Here is a 16926-nt window from a genome sequence, read left to right as displayed (position 1 = left end):
ATCATGTCATCAACAAGTGATATAGTTGTCGCCGCTATCAAAGGAGGTCATCAATAGTAATAGGACTACCAGCCCTTAGGACTTTTTCCAGCTTCTAATCGGTTTTCAATAGCCTCAGGAAGTTGATAGAAAAAATCAGTGCCGGTTAATTTCTCAATCTCATCCACACTGCTTATAAAATCATAGATGGATGTATTTGCGTCTTGATGCGGCATTAAAAAAGCGAGCATTTTACCTCCATCAGCATCGTGGCGATATAGGATTTTATAATATTGTTCTGGAACCGATACCTTTTCTGTGCCTATAGATTTTAAACCTTCTTTTAAAACAGAGCCTGTAATCACATAAAGCTCCTGATGACGCTGCGCATAATACCTGGTTTTTTGCTCTAATGTATTCCAGATACCCGAATTAAAATCATGCCGCTGCGGACTGATGTTAGAGGTTAAAAAAGTTTCGTTATAAGCAGCTTGAGTAGATTTCCTATCGCCAGCGGGAACGAGGTGCCCTTTGTCATAACCACTCTTTTTATAATTGCGCCAATGAGCGGCACCAGTAGTTACTTGATCATCAATTTCAAAATAAGGTCTTTTATAATCACTAGTGGTAATGTCTGAAGCCCTTAAAACATGTGCCGTCCATTCGGCTTGCTCGTGTTGTTCGTTATAAGAAAGACTGTAGGTATGGTGATTTACAATTTGGTTTTTAGAGCTTGGCAAGAAATCTTTTCGAGATAAGGAGTGGACTTCACTTCCATAGCTATCAGCATTTAGAAAATCTTCTTTAGGGGGATTTTCCTGTGCATAGATGCTTTCGGCTTTATTCTCATAGAAATAGTAAGCTGCTGCGCAAGTAAGAATGATTAATGGGTAAACGTATTTTCTCATTTAACTCGTTTTTACATCCAGTGCATCTCGCAGTGCATTTCCTAAGAGCATAAAAGCCATTACTAACGTCATGATTGCGATTCCTGGCACTATGGCAAGATAAGCCTTGTCGAGAATGATGTACTGGTAATGATCTTTAATCATACTGCCCCAACTGGGCATAGGAGGTTGTGCGCCTAATCCTAGAAAGCTCAAACCACTTTCTATAAGTATGGAAGCTGCAAAATTTGCCGCACTAATAACAATGACTGGTGCCATGATGTTGGGTAAAATATGTCGGGTAATAATTCTAAAATGATCAAAGCCTAATGCTTTTGCTGCAGTTACGTATTGGTATTCTTTGGCTACAATCATCTGTCCACGTACCACACGTGCAACTTCTACCCACATGGTGAGTCCTACGGCGATAAAAACAGTAAGAAAGCCTTTTCCTAAAGCAATACTTATTGCGATCACCATCAGCAGGGTAGGAATGGACCAAGTGACATTGATCAGCCACATGATGGCAGCATCTATTTTACCGCCGTAATATCCTGCAATAGCTCCTAAAAAAACACCTATAAGTAAGGAGATCAATACTGCTACAAAACCAATAGAGATGCTTATTCTCGTCCCTATCATCATGCGGCTCAATAGATCACGACCATATTTGTCGGTACCTAATAGAAATGTTTTTTGTAAGGTATAGCTTTCGCGAAAGCGAGACAATTCTAGATCCTTATCAATGCTAAAATTGGCGTCCACAAAAGCGAGCTCCTTGCCGTCTACGTCAAAAGGCCGGTAAAAAACACTACCATTCTCTATTTTTAAATCGGCATAAGGGATTTCTTGTACAGTAGATTTTTTTCCATTCCACCAGTTCCAAAAATTAGTTTTGGCAGTTGTTGAGGGAAAGGTTAACATATCCACTGTAAAACCTGGCGGTTGTGAGTGTATAGAAATATGCATTTGGTTGGCGTATTGCGTATCGTCTGGAGCTATAACGTAAGCAAATATGGCTATTAATGCATAAAATAGAATAACAAAAAAACTTAAAACGCCCCAGAAGTTTTTTTGAAACTTCTGGAGCGCTAGAGCACTTAATGATGTGGTTTTAAAAGACATTAGTCCTTAACACTCCATTTAGTTTTGTTGTCGTTTTTAATGTTATTCATGCGTAGCTCCTTAAGAACATTTACTGCTTCTTCCACATAAATATCTTTTTTAAGATTTTTTATCCAGGCTTCACGTTTGTCTCCTAAAGCACTGTCAGTTTTAACTAATGCTTTCTCATAGGCAAGCATGTCAAAATCTAAGGTGTTCTTATAATCAGAAAGCGATTCAAATTTCTCTGTTTCTTTTTCAAGACGGTCCAGACGTTCTGTGTAAGTGATCAAATTTAAAGGAATGTCATTATCTTCTCGTTGATTGCTCAACCATTTTGCATTTTCATTTAATAATTGAAAATTAGGATTTGCATCCACTCTTTCCTGAGCCTTTTTGATGGACTCGGCTAGATTTGCATAGCCAGTAAATTTGTTATAATCAGCTTTTGGAATTTCGTCATAAGGAAGTGGAAACTGCTCGTCGCGTTCTCCTACTTCGATATAACTGTATCTTCCCGGGGTGACTACATCACTTTTTACCCCTTCTAGTTGAGTGCTCCCGCCATTAATTCTATAGAATTTTTGGGTGGTTAATTTGATGGCTCCTAAGTCTCCGTATTCATTATTTCGCACCCATTGGTTCAAGTCTTCAAAATTCTGTACTGTTCCTTTTCCAAAGGTTTGCTTACTTCCTATAATCACAGCACGGTCGTAATCTTGTAAAGCAGCAGCAAGAATTTCACTAGCACTAGCGCTGAATTCGTTGACCATAATTACTAAAGGTCCTTCCCAAAGAATTTCTCCGCTGTCGCTATCTCTTAAGGTTCGTGTTCTTTTGTCTTTTAATGCCACTTGTACCACAGGTCCTTGATCAATAAATAATCCTGCCATTTCAATCACTTCTCTTAAAGAACCACCGCCATTATTTCGTAAGTCTAAGATCAGTCCGTCCATACCTTCGGTTTTCAGTCTTTGAATTTCTTTAGAGATATCATTACCAGCAGCACGTCCACTAGGATCTTCCATGTCAAAATAAAACTTAGGTAAATTGATCAACCCAAATCTAAAAGCATCGTCTTGTCCTATAACTGACTTAGCAAATGTTTCTTCTATTTGAACGATATCTCTTGTAAGAGTTATATCTTCTATGGAGCCGTCTACTTTCTTAAGTGTTAGAATTACTTTACTTCCTTTAGGCCCTTTGATTAGTTCTACCGCATCTCCTATTCTCATACCTACAATCGAAGTAGCAATAGTGTCGTTTTCTTGAGCGACCTTAAGGATTTTATCCCCTACTTCTATCAGTTCGCTCTTCCATGCTGGTCCGCCAGAAATGATTTCTAATACACTGATGTAATCCATCTTCTTTTGAAGTCTAGCACCTATTCCTTCTAACTTTCCGCTCATAGAGGTGTCAAAACGATCTTTGTTTTGTGGTGGAAAAAAATTAGTATGAGGATCAAAATGTGTGGTAATGGTATTTACAAAAACAGAGAAATAGTCCAATCGCTCTACATCGTCAGTGAGGTCAAAGTTTTCTAGCATTGATTTTTTAATCTCTGCTCTGGTTTCTTTTTCTAATTCTGCAAGACTCTTTTGCTCTTCTTCTGGTTGTTCTTTTTGCTCTTCTACCTTATCGTAATAGGTTCCTAAAGCAGCTAGTTTTAAAAGTTTTCTCCAGTGGTCTTTTAATTCTTTTTTGTTTTTTGAATAAGGGATCTGATCATAATCTGTATTGATGCGTTCATCTATAGAAAAATCAAATGGGTTAGCAATTAATTCTGTAAATATTTTTTGAGATTCCTCTTGACGTTGCAGCAACCGTTCATAAGTAAGATTAAATAAATCTACTTTACTATCACGTATTTGATCATCGATCAAATATTCATAAGCTTGAAATTCTTTATAGTCACTTTCTAGGAAATATCTTTTTCCCGGATCCATGTCTTTGATGTAATTATCAAAAACTTCTTTGGAGAATTCATCTGTCAGATCTGCAGGAGAAAAGTGATTTCTTTTTAATACGTGAGAAATCAAGTTGACGAGTAACTGCTCTTTTTCTTTATCTCCAGGGTCAACAGTGTCATTAGTAAAACTGCAGCTAGCTGTGGCTACAAGTAGGGTAAAAACCGCTAATATAAAGTTGTTTTTAAGGAAATTCATAAGGATTTTCATTTGTCTCTTTCTATGTATATAAAAACCGTGCCAATTTAAGACGGTTAAAGTAAGTCAAGAATCTTATATGGTTCGGCTAATTTACTTAATTTTAACCACCTTAAAAATCATATGGAAAATAAAAAGAAACCACTCATTTTAGTTACTAACGATGATGGTATTACTGCAAAAGGAATTAGAACATTAATCAGTATCGCTCGAGAGTTAGGTGATGTAGTCGTGGTCGCTCCAGACAGCCCGCAAAGCGCTATGGGCCATGCGATAACCATCAACGACACACTTTATGTGAAGGAGTTTTTACAACACGATTACGACCATAAAGAATATACGACAAGCGGTACACCTGTAGATTGTGTGAAAATGGCCAGTCATGAAATACTCGATCGCAAACCAGATTTATGCCTTAGTGGCATCAATCACGGAAGTAACAGCGCGATCAACGTGATTTATAGCGGTACGATGAGTGCAGCCATGGAAGCGGGAATAGAAGGAATTCCAGCCATAGGCTTTTCTTTATGTGATTATTCTCACGATGCAGACTTTTCTTCATCTCGTGAGTATGTCAAACACATTATAGAGCAGGTTTTGGAAAAAGGAATGGCAAAAGGAGTTATTTTTAACGTCAACATTCCAAAAGCTACCAAAGAGGAAATCAAAGGAGTAAAAATATGCCGTCAGGCTAATGCGTATTGGGTGGAAGAATTTGACAAACGCACAAATCCAAATGGTAAAGACTACTACTGGCTTACCGGCAAGTTTGTTAATGACGATAAAGGAGAAGATACGGATGAATGGGCACTGGCTCATAATTACATCTCCATAGTTCCAACGCAATATGATCTTACCGCACACCATTATATAAGCGAATTAAACACATGGGATTTTGGTAATTAAGATTTTAAAAGGATTTATATTAGGGCTTATTGCCAATACCATAGGAACCTATCTGTACGTTTATTTTGCAACAGATAAGGGCTTTGAGTACATCATCAAAGAAGGGTATAGCCAAGGTTTTTTAGGAGGACTTATAGGTTTAGGAGCCGTACTTAATTTGGTGTTGTTTTTCTTTTTCCTTACGTCAACTATTGGGAAATTTAAAAAAAGCATTCAGCCATATGAAGCTCGGGGGGTATTACTGGCAACTATTCTTGCTGCACTGGCAGTGTTATATTTTGAATTCTAGCGTATGAAATATTATTTGATTGCAGGCGAGGCGAGTGGAGACCTTCATGGAGCTTTGCTCATGAAAGAGCTCAAGAAAAAAGATCCTGAGGCAGCGTTTCGATTTTGGGGTGGTGATTTAATGAAGGCCGAAGGAGGAAGTCTTGTAAAACATTATAAAGAGCTTGCCTTTATGGGCTTTGTAGAAGTCTTGAGCAATATTAAAGCCATTCTTAAAAACATCAGGTTGTGCAAAGAAGATATTGATGTTTTTCAGCCAGATGCCATCATCTATATCGATTATCCTGGGTTTAATTTTAGGATCATGAAATGGGCTAAAATCAAAGGGTATCGCAACCATTATTACATATCTCCGCAAATATGGGCATGGAAAGAAGGTCGCATCAAAGCCATCAAGAGAGATGTGGATCAGATGTACGTAATCTTACCATTTGAAAAGGATTTTTACGAGCAAAAACACCAATTTCCGGTGCACTTTGTAGGGCATCCATTAATTGATGCCATCGCCCAAAGAAAGACGGTAGATCACATTAAATTCCTTGCTACTTACCACTTGGACGAGCGACCGTTAATCGCTTTATTGCCAGGTAGTCGCAAACAAGAAATTAAAAAAATGTTGAGCGTTATGTTGGATATGGTAGATCGTTATCCAGATTACCAATTCATTATCGCAGGAGCACCTGGTCAAGACGAGTCTTTTTATAGTAGTTACCTCAAAGACTATCCAGTAACTTTAGTTATGAACCGCACCTATGATTTGATGAGTTTGTGCCATGCGGCCTTAGTTACTTCAGGAACCGCAACCCTAGAAACGGCTCTTTTTAAAGTGCCTCAAGTCGTATGTTACAAAGGAAGTTCCATAAGCTATCATATTGCTAAGCGTATTGTCAAGCTGGATTATATATCACTGGTCAACCTTATTATGGATCAACCAGTAGTTACCGAGTTGATACAATCGGCCTTCAACAAGAAAACACTGCGAAAAGAATTGGATCTAATCCTCCATCCTACCCAGCGCAACCGCATTTTTGCAGATTATTACGAGTTGGAAACAAAGTTAGGAGGCACAGGAGCCAGTGAGAATACTGCTAGTTTGATCTTTACGGATATTAAGAATTTACAACAATAACATATCTATATGTCGTTTATAAATCAGTTCTTCTCCGTCTTATTCTCGTTAAAATATAGAATTTTAAAAGGTGTTATACTGGTAGTTTTTTATTTGGTTGGGCCTAAAAGGAATTCTAATATTTTACAAAATATGTTGAAATGTAATGGGTAGTATGTGTTTAATGATTTCACGTTCTTATAGCACGTATGGCATCAGCTTTTTTTTATTTCGCTTTCGCGAAAGCGGAATAAATAGAAAACAAAACAACAGCAACAAAAAGTCTGTTCCCATAGTTTTATCATCATTAATGATACTGCTTTGCTTTGGACTAACCTCTTGTGGGAGTTCTAGACCTAGCGTAATTACAACTAAAAAGGAAGCTGCCGAAGCACCTAGAGCTAGCGCTTATAAAAGTCCTAATACCTATAGTGCCCATACGGAAAAAAGGGAACTAGAAGAAATACAAATAGAGGTAGCATCAAATGACAAGCCCTATGCAGAAAGCACTTCTTTTATAGACCAAGTAGTGGAAAATGCGATGCGGTATAAAGGAGTGAAATACCGGTATGGGGGCACTACTACAAAAGGGATGGATTGCAGTGGTTTGATTTGTACGGCTTTTGAAGAAGCTGGTAAAAGCATGCCGCGCAGCAGTCGTTCTATGTATGCAAAAGCTGATGAGCTGGATCTGGATCAGGTAAGAAAGGGAGACTTTCTATTCTTTGCCACAGGTAAAAACAAACGACAAGTCAACCATGTCGCGTTGATTACAAGTGTAACTCCTGGAGAAATTGAATTCATACATTCTACTACATCGAGAGGTGTGATGACGTCTACTTTGAATGAAGCCTACTGGATAGATGCTTTCTTAAGAGCTGGAAGAATCGATTAAAATAGATTAGGTATATTTAATCATGCGCTGGCTTGATTATGCATTTTATAGAATTTTATTTTTTCTTATCGCAGGAATTATTTTTTCTAGGGGTATAGAACTGCCTGTAGTTACTTATCTGTACAGCTTGGGCATATCTTTTTTGATCGCCTTATTTTCCTTGCTCATCCACAAATATTCTTTTTTTTCAAAAGCACTCTTTGCAGTAGCTGTTTATTGCTTTTTCTTTTTTCTAGGAGGAATTCTCCTGCAGTTGAGTAATCAGCTATCAAGTAATCATTTTATTGATAAGCAGGTACATGGTGAAGACCAAGTTATTTCTCTTGAACTTCAACAACGATTGTCTTCCAATTCATTTAATGATCGTTTTTATGCTGAGGTATTTTTTTTGGGATCGCAAGAGGTTTCGGGAAAAGCATTGGTGTCATTTAAAAGAACGGATAGTCTAGATTATCAGGTAGGTGATAGGCTAGTCGTTTATGAGCAAATAGATGTGCCAGCATTTGCCCGTAACCCGGGAGATTTTGATTACAGAGCCTATTTGAAGTCCATTGATGTCTATGGTCAGATTGATGTAGATCCAACTCGCATATGGAGTGATGAGAAGTCTCCTGATAAAATGGACGGTCTATTGGTTATTAGAAATAGGATTCTAAATAAATTAACGGCATCCGGTTTAAAGGAGCGTCCTAGAGCCATGATAGAAGCTTTGGTTTTAGGACAACGACAGAATGTAGCTCCAGAGCTTACCAAAAGCTTTAGAGATGCAGGGGTGATTCATATTCTTGCTTTAAGTGGTTTGCATGTCGGAATCATTTTATTGATTCTAAGATTTCTCACTCAAAGTATCTTACGACTGAAATACGGTCGCTGGATTCAAAGTGCGGTTCTTATTGTTCTTCTATGGTCTTTTGCTTTACTTACAGGAATGTCACCTTCCATTATGCGAGCAGTAACTATGTTTTCTTTTGTGGCTATAGGTATGAATCTCAAACGCAAAGGATCGGTGTATCACAGTTTGACCTTATCTGCTTTTGTGTTGTTGATTTACGATCCACGATTGCTGTTTCAAGTTGGCTTTCAGTTGAGTTATATGGCGGTATTTTCTATTGTACTGATACAACCTGTGCTGGCGGGATTATGGACTTGGCACAATAAGGTCAAAGATTTTTTTTGGAGCATATGTACCGTAACTATTGCAGCTCAAATAGGAGTAGCAGGAGTGAGCCTGTTTTACTTTCATCAGTTTCCAGGATTATTTATTCTTGGGAATTTGCTGTTGTTGCCTGTATTGCCATTGATTATAGGCGCTGCGTTGTTGTTGATTCTTTTATTGTCGATCGGGCTTCCTGCCGACTGGCTAACGACTGTCTTAAATCTAGTTTTAGAATTCCTTATGGGTGGCATTGCGACCATTAGTTCTTGGGATGCATTTATTTTCACTGACATATACATCACCTGGTGGGAAATGATTTTAATGTACACAGTGCTATTTAGTTTGGTGTTGTTTTTAGTTCCTTACTTTAAAAGAAGTAAAAAGGAACGCTTTTACTTGAAAAAGCCCAACTGGATGCTGCATCTCAGTCTTGCATCTGCGATACTATGGATGGGGATACGTAGTTTTGAAACCTATGCCTACAGTGAAGAACAGTTTTTAGTATTGCATCAAGCCACTGGAAGTGCGGTTAGTCTGAGCAATAAAGATCAAGCCCTACTGCTTACTGATTTGCATGTCATGGATACTACAAGAGCGGTTAATAGTTTAGAGCGATTAAAAAACATAGAAAACCATCGAGGCAAGAAACTCTCTATAGCTGATTTACAAAGTATGGTGCATTACAAAGACGCACAATTGGTGGTCATAGCCGAAAATGGAGTCTACGATACCTCTATTAAGAGCGCTAACGTCCTGCTATCACACTCTCCTAAAATCAATATAGAACGACTTATTCTAGACACCCAACCGAAAATGATTATTGCTGATGGTTCTAATTATCGCCATCTAATTGAGGCTTGGAAAATCACGTGTGATCAAAGGAATATTAGGTTTTTAAACACCTATGAAGATGGAGCAGTAGCAATCGATTAACCCTGTAGTTTGTATTTAAAATCTCGTTGGTAATCGTTCCATTTTTTCCCCGTGTTGATGGACTTGTAAGTCTCGTCTGCGAGCATGGTGATATAGATTTCCAACTTTTTAGCATCTAATTTTCCAGGGACGGGATTGATAATGGTTCCTTTTTCATCAAAAAATACCAGTGTAGGATATTCAAATATTCTTATAAATTCAGCGAATTGATGTTGCGCGCGATCGTTGCGCTTTTTAAGCGGATTAGCGTAGGTAGCACCTTTGTAGTTGATCACTTCAGTTCCTTCGGCATTAAATTTTACGGGGTAATAGTGCTTGTTGATGTAGGTGGCGATATCCGCTTTCGCGAAAGCGTGTTGATCCATCCATTTACAATTAGGACACCAGTCTGTGTAGGATTTCATCAAAATTTTACGAGGTTCTTTTTTCTGTGCCGCAAGGGCATCATTCATACTCATCCAATTCACTTGAGAAAAACCAAGTGTGGAAAACAAGAGAAATACAAGAGGAACTAATTTCATGTGGCTAATTTACAACATCATGAATGCATAAAATGCACCGTAATGGTGCATTTTATGTTAAAATATTAATACATGCAGTTATTATCTAATACCGTGCATCATTTTAACTAGTAGCTTACTTATTGCAAGCATAACGAAACCTGCAGCAATAGGTATAATTGTAAAAATCATAAAGAAAGTTGCCATTCCATAATCTTCCACTATAGGATCGATAAATCTACCAGTAAGTCCAGCAGCAGTATTGGCTATAAAGTTTGCGACAAACCATATACCGAACATCAAACCCACTAGCTTAGTAGGTGATAATTTACTTACATAAGAAAGACCTACTGGAGAAACACAAAGTTCACCTAAAGTATGAAATAAGTAGGCTATAATTAGGAAAATCATGCTCACAGAAGCTGTTTTTGCTCCTAAAGGAATCCCCATAGAGCCAAAGGCTAAAATTCCAAAACCAATACCTAATAAGATCAAACCAATTGCAAACTTTACAGGCCCTGAAGGGTTGTATTTAGATTCCCAAATTTTTGAAAAGACAGGAGCAAAAGCGATGATAAAGAAAGAGTTTAAAATACCAAACCAGGAGGCAGGAACTTCAGGTGCAGGATCCGTAAATTGTCGGTACAACATCCAGATTACGATAGCCCAAATTACAACAAATCCAGAACCTAAAAGAATATTTGAAAGTGCATATTTAGAATAAGTTTGTTTAAATAACATGCCAAGAACCCATGTAATGATGATCATAGGAATAACCGTTAGAAGTGTATTAAATACTTTAAATATCAATGCACCATCACCTTCAAGAACTCGATCGGTATAATCTGCAGCAAAGATGGTCATCGATCCCCCTGCCTGTTCAAATGCCCACCAAAAGAAGATAGTGAAGAATGCTAAAACTCCTATTACAATCAATCTATCAGAGGTGATTTTTGATTTTTTAGCGTTATCTATAGTTGCTTCTACACTGTCTTCTGCATCTTCAAAGGCCTCTTCCATAACATCTTCAAAATCCTCTGCATCTTTTGGAGATAGGCCTATTTTACCAAAAATTTCTTGAGCAAAATAAAACTGTAACATACCTATAAACATAAATATACCTGCAAGGCCAAAGCCATAATGCCATCCCACAGATTCTCCTATATAACCGCATAGTAAAATTCCTAAGAACGCTCCCGCGTTGATTCCCATATAGAATATAGTATAACCAGCATCTTTTTCTTTATCTTCAGTTTTGTAGAGTTTTCCTACCATAGAAGAAATATTTGGTTTAAACATTCCATTACCAATGATTAGAAGAACTAATCCTAGGTAAAAGAAAATGCCAGTAAGACCCTCTAATGCCATGGAGGCATGTCCCAAAGTCATTAGTAAAGCACCTATTACAACTGCTTTTCGGTAACCAGTTATTTTATCTGCTATCAATCCTCCAAAAATTGGTGTCACATAAACTAATCCAGTATAGAACGCATAAAGAGTTAATGCCTCTGCTCGTTCCCAGCCCCAGCCTTCATCAAATACAGAGGCTACTAAAAACAGGACTAATAATGCACGCATCCCATAATAAGAAAAACGTTCCCACATCTCTGTAAAGAAAAGAACAAATAGTCCCGATGGATGACCTAAAACGGTCTTTTGGTTCGTTAAAGAACCACCAAATTTATACTCCATAATCGTAGTTTATAATAAGTTAGGTTAGTTGATTTTATAAATTCTCTTTGATAAAATTAGTCATCTTGTTGTACAAGTGGATTCTGGTGTTCCCACCATAAATTCCATGATTTTTGTCTGGGTAGATGGCCCAGTCAAATTGCTTGTTGGCTTGGACCAATGCTTCTACCATTCTCATGGTGTTTTGAACGTGTACATTATCATCAGCACTACCGTGAATTAAAAGGTACTTTCCTTTTAATTTGTCCACGTGATTGATAGGACTGTTTTCGTCATAACCGCTGGCATTTTCCTGTGGAGTCGTCATGTATCGTTCGGTATAAATCGAATCGTAGAACCTCCAGTTCGTTACGGGTGCTACAGCTATTGCCATGATAAAAGTATCATTTCCTTTTAATAAACAGTTAGAACTCATAAATCCACCATAACTCCATCCCCAAATTCCTACGCGGCTGGCATCGATGTAATTCATAGCGCCTAATTTCTTAGCAGCTGCGATTTGATCTTCTACTTCATATTTCCCCAATTCTTTTTGAGTCACTTTTTTAAAGTCGGCTCCTTTGAATCCAGTTCCACGTCCATCAACACATACGACTATGTAACCTTCATTTGCTAACATGCTGTACCAATAGTCATTTGCACCATACCAACTGTTAGCTACAGATTGTGAGCCAGGACCGCTGTATTGCGTCATGAATAACGGATAGGTGTTGCTAGGATCAAAGTCTTGAGGCTTCATGGTCCACATGTTCAACTCATTGCCGTTGATGTTTATAGTAGAAAATTCTTTTTGAGCTACTTTATAATCCTTCAATTTGAGTTGAAGACTATTGTTGTTTTTGATCTCACGTATTGATTTACCATCCTCTGCATTATTCAAGGTGTACACTGTTGGAGCAGTGGCGCTTGAGAATGTATTGATATAATAAGTGAAGTTTTTGCTAAACGAAGCACTATTAGTGCCCGTTTGAGAAGTGAGTTTTTTCTTTTTCTTTCCTTTTAAAGAGATGGAATAAATGCTTCTATTGATAGAGCCATCTTCGGTACTTTGAAAGTAAATGCGTTTTGACTTGTCGTCATAGCCGTAATAAGAAGTAACATCCCAGTTCCCTTTAGTGATTTGGAGTTTTTCCTTACCCTCTGCATCGTATAAATAAATATGCCTCCAGTTATCTTTCTCACTGGTCCATAAAAAACTACCGTCTTTTAAGAACGTAAGGTCATCGGTTACATCTATATAAGCAGCGTCTTTTTCGGTAAAAGCGATGGTAGCTTCACCATTGGAATTGATGTAATAAAAATCTAGAACGTTTTGGTGTCTGTTCAATAATTGAGCAGCAAGTAGACCATTAGGGGAGTAATTGATGCGAGCGATGTAAAACTCTTCATTACGTCCCAAAGAAACCTCTTGTCTGGTTCCTGTAGCTAAAGTAAACTGGTGCAATGCCACAAGAGCATTCTTTTCTCCAGCTTTTGGATATTTAAATACTTCAGGGTACTGATACAAGTCTTTTCCGTAAATATCCATGGAAAATTCAGGAACATCACTTTCATCAAAAGAGATAAAAGCAATTTGTTCACTATTAGGACTCCACTCATAAGCCTTTACAAAAGCAAATTCTTCTTCATATACCCAGTCGGTAACTCCATTAATCAATTCATTAGTGACGCCATCTGTAGTCACTTGAACCAAAGCTCCTGTTGTCAAATCTTTATAGTAGATGTTGTTTTCAAAAACATAAGCTACTTTCTCACCATCTGGAGAGAAAGAAGGACTTCTAACGAACTCGTCACTTAAAGACGTCAGTTCCTTAGTTTCTAGATTCAAGATATGCACCTTATCATAGGAGCTGCGTCTGAAGATTTGGTTGCTTTCAGAAATGATTATCATTTGCTTCTCATCGCTGCTTAAAATATAATTGGTGATAGGAAGATTGATGTCGGCACTACTAACCAGGGTTGCTGTTTTTTCTCCAGTGAGGTAACTATAGGTATCTATGGTTTGAGTCCGGTTTCTGTTGTAGTTAAGCACTAAATATTCAGTCCCGTTGTTTAATGAGGCTAAAGATTGAAGACCTTCTGTGCGGAATTCTCCTTTATAAATATCTTCGATACTAATGTTTTTCTGAGCGGTAATGCTTTGACTTACAAATATAAAAGCCAACAAAAGCATGCAGTTTTTAATCATTCCTTAGTTTTAATTAGGTGTGACCTCAATTTTACTAAAAATATCCCAATAAAGCTACGGTTTAGGCGATTATCCTGTGAGCATAAATTTTCCCTAACCAATCGTATCTTTGCCGCTCAATTTTTAAGCTTATGCAACCTGTTACTGGATTTTCAAAACTTTCTAAATCTCAAAAAATAGATTGGCTGGTTTCCCATCACCTTGATGATAGTACCACGGCTCGAGAAACCCTTGTTCAATACTGGAATGAAGATGAAAAATTACAGGATCTTCACGACGGTTTTAGTGAAAATACAGTAACCAATTACTTGTTCCCATTTGGTCTTGCGCCTAATTTTTTGATCGATGGAGAATTGGTCACGATTCCTATGGCCATAGAGGAGAGCAGTGTAGTAGCTGCAGCCTGTAAAGCCGCTAAGTTTTGGCTGGATCGCGGTGGTTTTAAAACACAGATCAAAGGCACTCTTAAATCTGGTCAGGTACATTTGATGTATTATGGTTTGGGCAGTGAGATGGATGCTTTTTACGCTTTCGCGAAAGCGGAATTATTAGAATCCCTAGAACAAATCAACGCCTCGATGAAAAAACGTGGTGGCGGTATTCAAGAATTGAGCTTAATAGATAAAACCAAAAGCCTGGAAGGCTATTATCAGTTGCACGCCACTTTTGAAACTCGTGATGCCATGGGTGCTAATTTTATCAATACCACACTTGAGCAATTGGCAACGACTTTAAGAAAAAAAGCCTCAGAATTCCAAGGCTTCTCAAGCGATGTGCCAGAAGTAATCATGAGCATCTTGAGTAACTACGTTCCAGATTGTGTGGTAAACGTTTCAGTTTCTTGTAAAATAGAGGAGATAGGAACTATTAATGGAGTGACAGGAGCAGCGTTTGCCAGAAAATTTGTGCGCGCTGTGGATATTGCTACTGTGGAGCCCTATCGAGCGGTCACCCATAACAAAGGAATCATGAATGGTATTGATGCGGTAGTCATTGCTACAGGAAATGATTTTAGAGCTGTTGAGGCTGGAGTACATGCTTTTGCTTCTAGAGATGGACAATATCGAAGTCTTACTCGTGCCCGTATAGAAAATGACAACTTTGTCTTTGAAGCCGATTTCCCACTGGCTTTGGGAACTGTTGGCGGGCTTACATCCCTACATCCACTCTCTAAACTTGCCATACAAATTTTAGGTAATCCAAGTGCTGAGCATTTGATGAAGGTAACTGCGGTGGCAGGACTCGCTCAAAACTTTGCGGCCTTACATTCTTTAGTAACTACAGGTATACAAGCCGGACACATGAAAATGCACCTGGTTAATATGCTGGAACAAATAGGAGCTACAGACGAAGAAAAGAAAGTGTTGCGTCAAGAATACACTGATAAAACTCCTAGTTTTTCTAGTTTAAGAGAGAGTTTAAACTTGCTGCGTAAGTAAAAGTAAAATCAAAAAGAAAATCAAACTTGAATTCAGATAGAAAATGACTTTATAAAGTCAGGTCGTTGTAAAACGGTTTTGGTGTAATTTGATCTCGATTTAATTATTTATAGGTTTTCCAGCAATTAAACCATTCAAATTCGTTAATGATTATTCTTTGATCTATGTTCTTTAATTCGGTGTTCACTTTCGAGTTCGAGTTCGAGTTTATCAAATCCAGTCCAGTTGTTCTTTAGTAAGTTCATGTTGTATTTCACCCGTATGTTGGATCATTGCAGGTTCAAACAGCAGGACATGAACTTCTTCGTGAGCGATAGGTTGGTGTGCTATACCGTGAGGTACGAGTTAAAGGTTCCCTTCATTTAACCTGATGGGGGTATCTTTTAGTTCTATAAGTAATTGGTCTTTACTTTCGTAAAACAATTCATCTTCATTTTTGTGATCGTGCCAAACAAACTCGCCCTGAAGCTTGGCTAGTTTTACCTGTTTGCCGTTGAGTTCCCCTATAATTTTAGGAGTCCATTGCTCCTTAAATAAACTAAGCTTTTTTTACTATTGAAGGCGTTCATAGTTTTAGGGCTATTTTATTGGGAGGCATATAATAAATACGGTCTGTTTGCGGGATTTGGGACTTGAAATTTTCTAGTATTTTATCGTAAATCTTTAATTCGGGATGTATGGCAATACCGCGTTCTTCCATGGAAAGACGTTGCAGACTAATGAGCATTTTTTCTTTCTCAGGAATTTCATCGTAAGGCGATAATCGATCCAGATGATTATTTACTACGAGATAACCGTTTTTTGATTTTCCCGAATACAACATCATGCTTAAGTTTTCTGGAATCCATATGATTTGTGAAAGCGCGGGTAACAACCAAAAGAAAACTCCTAAAACAATTATCATCGGTTGAGCAGAACCTATTCTAAACGTCGATAACTCACTTTTTCTAAATAGGTAAATTAAGATCAATATCATCAAGAAATTCCACGGCAATACGATAGAGTTCCAGTCCAGTTTCAAAGGTCCTAGTTTCCAGATAATCAGAATGTGCATCAAGAGAAGTGGGATGCAAGCAAGTTTTCGCGTAAGCGGTAACAGCAGTAATAACCCAGAACCTATTTCTATAATGGCAAAACCATATCCTATGGCATTAGTGTAGTTAAATGGCAAGGAATACAACCAAAAGCGCGGTGCAATATCTATGACAAAATCTATGTTGAGTTTGTGCCAACCGCTAAATATATAGACCCCAGAAGCGATGATCAATAATGCCGTATATAAAATACTGGAGTCGTATTTGAGTAAAATAAGTGCCGCAAATACACCTAGATAGACAATCATGTATGGAGTCAATCTGTGTAAGTCGAAGACAATAAGGGCCAGATATAAAAGGACTGAAATAACAAGCAGCCACTTGGCTATTCTTACATTAATAAATAGTCCTGTAACTGATAACGCAAACATCATTAGAGCTAGCAAAAAAGTCAACGTATCCGGAATTTGATAATCAAATAAGGAAACCGTCAGTAAATCATGAGATTTAAAAAAACCATTAAAACCTATAAAAGCGGTGGCTAACCAGCAAATAATGAGCGTGGCGTTGAGCACATAGCGATTTGAGAAGTGAAGGTTCAAGTTGGTTAATTTATAGTCAAGATATAAAAAAAACGAGGAATAGGAATTCC

13 protein-coding genes are annotated in these 16926 nt (G+C 37.8%); 6 read left to right on the top strand and 7 right to left on the bottom strand.

Annotation, left to right across the window (positions count from 1 at the left end):
* Window positions 1–65: 65 nt before the first annotated feature.
* Genes KG732_RS01910 through KG732_RS01900 form a run of 3 tightly spaced genes read right to left on the bottom strand, consistent with a single transcriptional unit; the run spans window position 66 to window position 4147 of the window.
* On the bottom strand, window positions 66–887 hold the full coding sequence (locus KG732_RS01910; RefSeq protein WP_213520660.1) for a DNA/RNA non-specific endonuclease: 822 nt from the start codon (window positions 885–887) through the stop codon (window positions 66–68).
* The gene (locus tag KG732_RS01905) at window positions 888–1991 is read right to left on the bottom strand and encodes an ABC transporter permease (RefSeq protein ID WP_213520658.1); all 1104 of its coding nucleotides are present in this window, start codon (window positions 1989–1991) and stop codon (window positions 888–890) included.
* Window positions 1991–4147 carry a carboxy terminal-processing peptidase gene (locus tag KG732_RS01900; RefSeq protein ID WP_300980270.1) on the bottom strand — a complete coding sequence of 719 codons (2157 nt, stop codon included), beginning with the start codon at window positions 4145–4147 and terminating at the stop codon, window positions 1991–1993. Before KG732_RS01900 ends, KG732_RS01905 begins: the two co-directional genes overlap by 1 nt.
* A 111-nt stretch (window positions 4148–4258) precedes the next feature.
* Between KG732_RS01900 and surE the strand changes: the two genes are divergently transcribed.
* The 5 genes from surE to KG732_RS01875 all read left to right on the top strand — a co-directional run bounded on the left by surE (window position 4259) and on the right by KG732_RS01875 (window position 9421).
* Window positions 4259–5041, top strand: coding sequence for a 5'/3'-nucleotidase SurE (gene surE / locus KG732_RS01895; protein ID WP_213520656.1), 783 nt, complete (start codon window positions 4259–4261; stop codon window positions 5039–5041).
* The gene (locus KG732_RS01890) at window positions 5031–5330 is read left to right on the top strand and encodes a hypothetical protein (RefSeq protein ID WP_292892417.1); all 300 of its coding nucleotides are present in this window, start codon (window positions 5031–5033) and stop codon (window positions 5328–5330) included. The genes surE and KG732_RS01890 overlap by 11 nt, the downstream gene beginning before the upstream one ends.
* 3 nt (window positions 5331–5333) lie before the next feature.
* A complete protein-coding gene (lpxB, locus tag KG732_RS01885; RefSeq protein WP_213520654.1) occupies window positions 5334–6458 on the top strand; it encodes a lipid-A-disaccharide synthase in 1125 nt (374 codons plus the stop codon).
* Window positions 6459–6603: 145 nt separating this feature from the next.
* Window positions 6604–7332: a C40 family peptidase gene (locus tag KG732_RS01880; protein ID WP_213520652.1), complete on the top strand. Its 729-nt coding sequence runs from the start codon at window positions 6604–6606 to the stop codon at window positions 7330–7332.
* 22 nt (window positions 7333–7354) lie between these two features.
* Entirely contained in the window at window positions 7355–9421 is a 2067-nt protein-coding gene (locus KG732_RS01875) for a ComEC/Rec2 family competence protein (protein WP_213520650.1), read from the top strand.
* Here KG732_RS01875 and KG732_RS01870 read toward each other — a convergent pair.
* The 3 genes from KG732_RS01870 to KG732_RS01860 form a co-directional block, all read right to left on the bottom strand.
* Window positions 9418–9942, bottom strand: a complete 525-nt coding sequence (locus KG732_RS01870; protein WP_213520648.1) for a thioredoxin fold domain-containing protein — start codon at window positions 9940–9942, stop codon at window positions 9418–9420. The two genes, KG732_RS01875 and KG732_RS01870, sit on opposite strands and share 4 nt — an antisense overlap.
* Before the next feature lie 81 nt (window positions 9943–10023).
* Window positions 10024–11613, bottom strand: a complete 1590-nt coding sequence (locus tag KG732_RS01865; RefSeq protein ID WP_213520646.1) for a peptide MFS transporter — start codon at window positions 11611–11613, stop codon at window positions 10024–10026.
* Window positions 11614–11647: 34 nt separating this feature from the next.
* Window positions 11648–13801 carry a S9 family peptidase gene (locus KG732_RS01860; protein WP_213520644.1) on the bottom strand — a complete coding sequence of 718 codons (2154 nt, stop codon included), beginning with the start codon at window positions 13799–13801 and terminating at the stop codon, window positions 11648–11650.
* A gap of 131 nt (window positions 13802–13932) precedes the next feature.
* Between KG732_RS01860 and KG732_RS01855 the strand changes: the two genes are divergently transcribed.
* The gene (locus tag KG732_RS01855) at window positions 13933–15240 is read left to right on the top strand and encodes a hydroxymethylglutaryl-CoA reductase, degradative (RefSeq protein WP_213520642.1); all 1308 of its coding nucleotides are present in this window, start codon (window positions 13933–13935) and stop codon (window positions 15238–15240) included.
* A gap of 565 nt (window positions 15241–15805) precedes the next feature.
* Here the strand turns inward: KG732_RS01855 and KG732_RS01850 are convergent.
* Window positions 15806–16876: a hypothetical protein gene (locus KG732_RS01850; protein WP_213520640.1), complete on the bottom strand. Its 1071-nt coding sequence runs from the start codon at window positions 16874–16876 to the stop codon at window positions 15806–15808.
* Between the last annotated feature and the right edge of the window lie 50 nt (window positions 16877–16926).

Source organism: Nonlabens sp. (assembly GCF_018401815.1).
Classification (GTDB): domain Bacteria; phylum Bacteroidota; class Bacteroidia; order Flavobacteriales; family Flavobacteriaceae; genus Nonlabens.
Note: the sequence above shows the minus strand (reverse complement) of the source record. Positions and strands in the feature narration are given on the sequence as shown.

Coding starts and splice junctions, on each gene's coding strand:
- KG732_RS01905 (WP_213520658.1), bottom strand. CDS start 1,991: ATGTCTTTTAAAACCACATCATTAAGTGCTCTAGCGCTCCAGAAGTTT.
- KG732_RS01865 (WP_213520646.1), bottom strand. CDS start 11,613: ATGGAGTATAAATTTGGTGGTTCTTTAACGAACCAAAAGACCGTTTTA.
- KG732_RS01855 (WP_213520642.1), top strand. CDS start 13,933: ATGCAACCTGTTACTGGATTTTCAAAACTTTCTAAATCTCAAAAAATA.
- KG732_RS01870 (WP_213520648.1), bottom strand. CDS start 9,942: ATGAAATTAGTTCCTCTTGTATTTCTCTTGTTTTCCACACTTGGTTTT.
- KG732_RS01880 (WP_213520652.1), top strand. CDS start 6,604: ATGGGTAGTATGTGTTTAATGATTTCACGTTCTTATAGCACGTATGGC.
- KG732_RS01875 (WP_213520650.1), top strand. CDS start 7,355: ATGCGCTGGCTTGATTATGCATTTTATAGAATTTTATTTTTTCTTATC.
- KG732_RS01860 (WP_213520644.1), bottom strand. CDS start 13,801: ATGATTAAAAACTGCATGCTTTTGTTGGCTTTTATATTTGTAAGTCAA.
- KG732_RS01910 (WP_213520660.1), bottom strand. CDS start 887: ATGAGAAAATACGTTTACCCATTAATCATTCTTACTTGCGCAGCAGCT.
- lpxB (WP_213520654.1), top strand. CDS start 5,334: ATGAAATATTATTTGATTGCAGGCGAGGCGAGTGGAGACCTTCATGGA.
- surE (WP_213520656.1), top strand. CDS start 4,259: ATGGAAAATAAAAAGAAACCACTCATTTTAGTTACTAACGATGATGGT.
- KG732_RS01900 (WP_300980270.1), bottom strand. CDS start 4,147: ATGAAAATCCTTATGAATTTCCTTAAAAACAACTTTATATTAGCGGTT.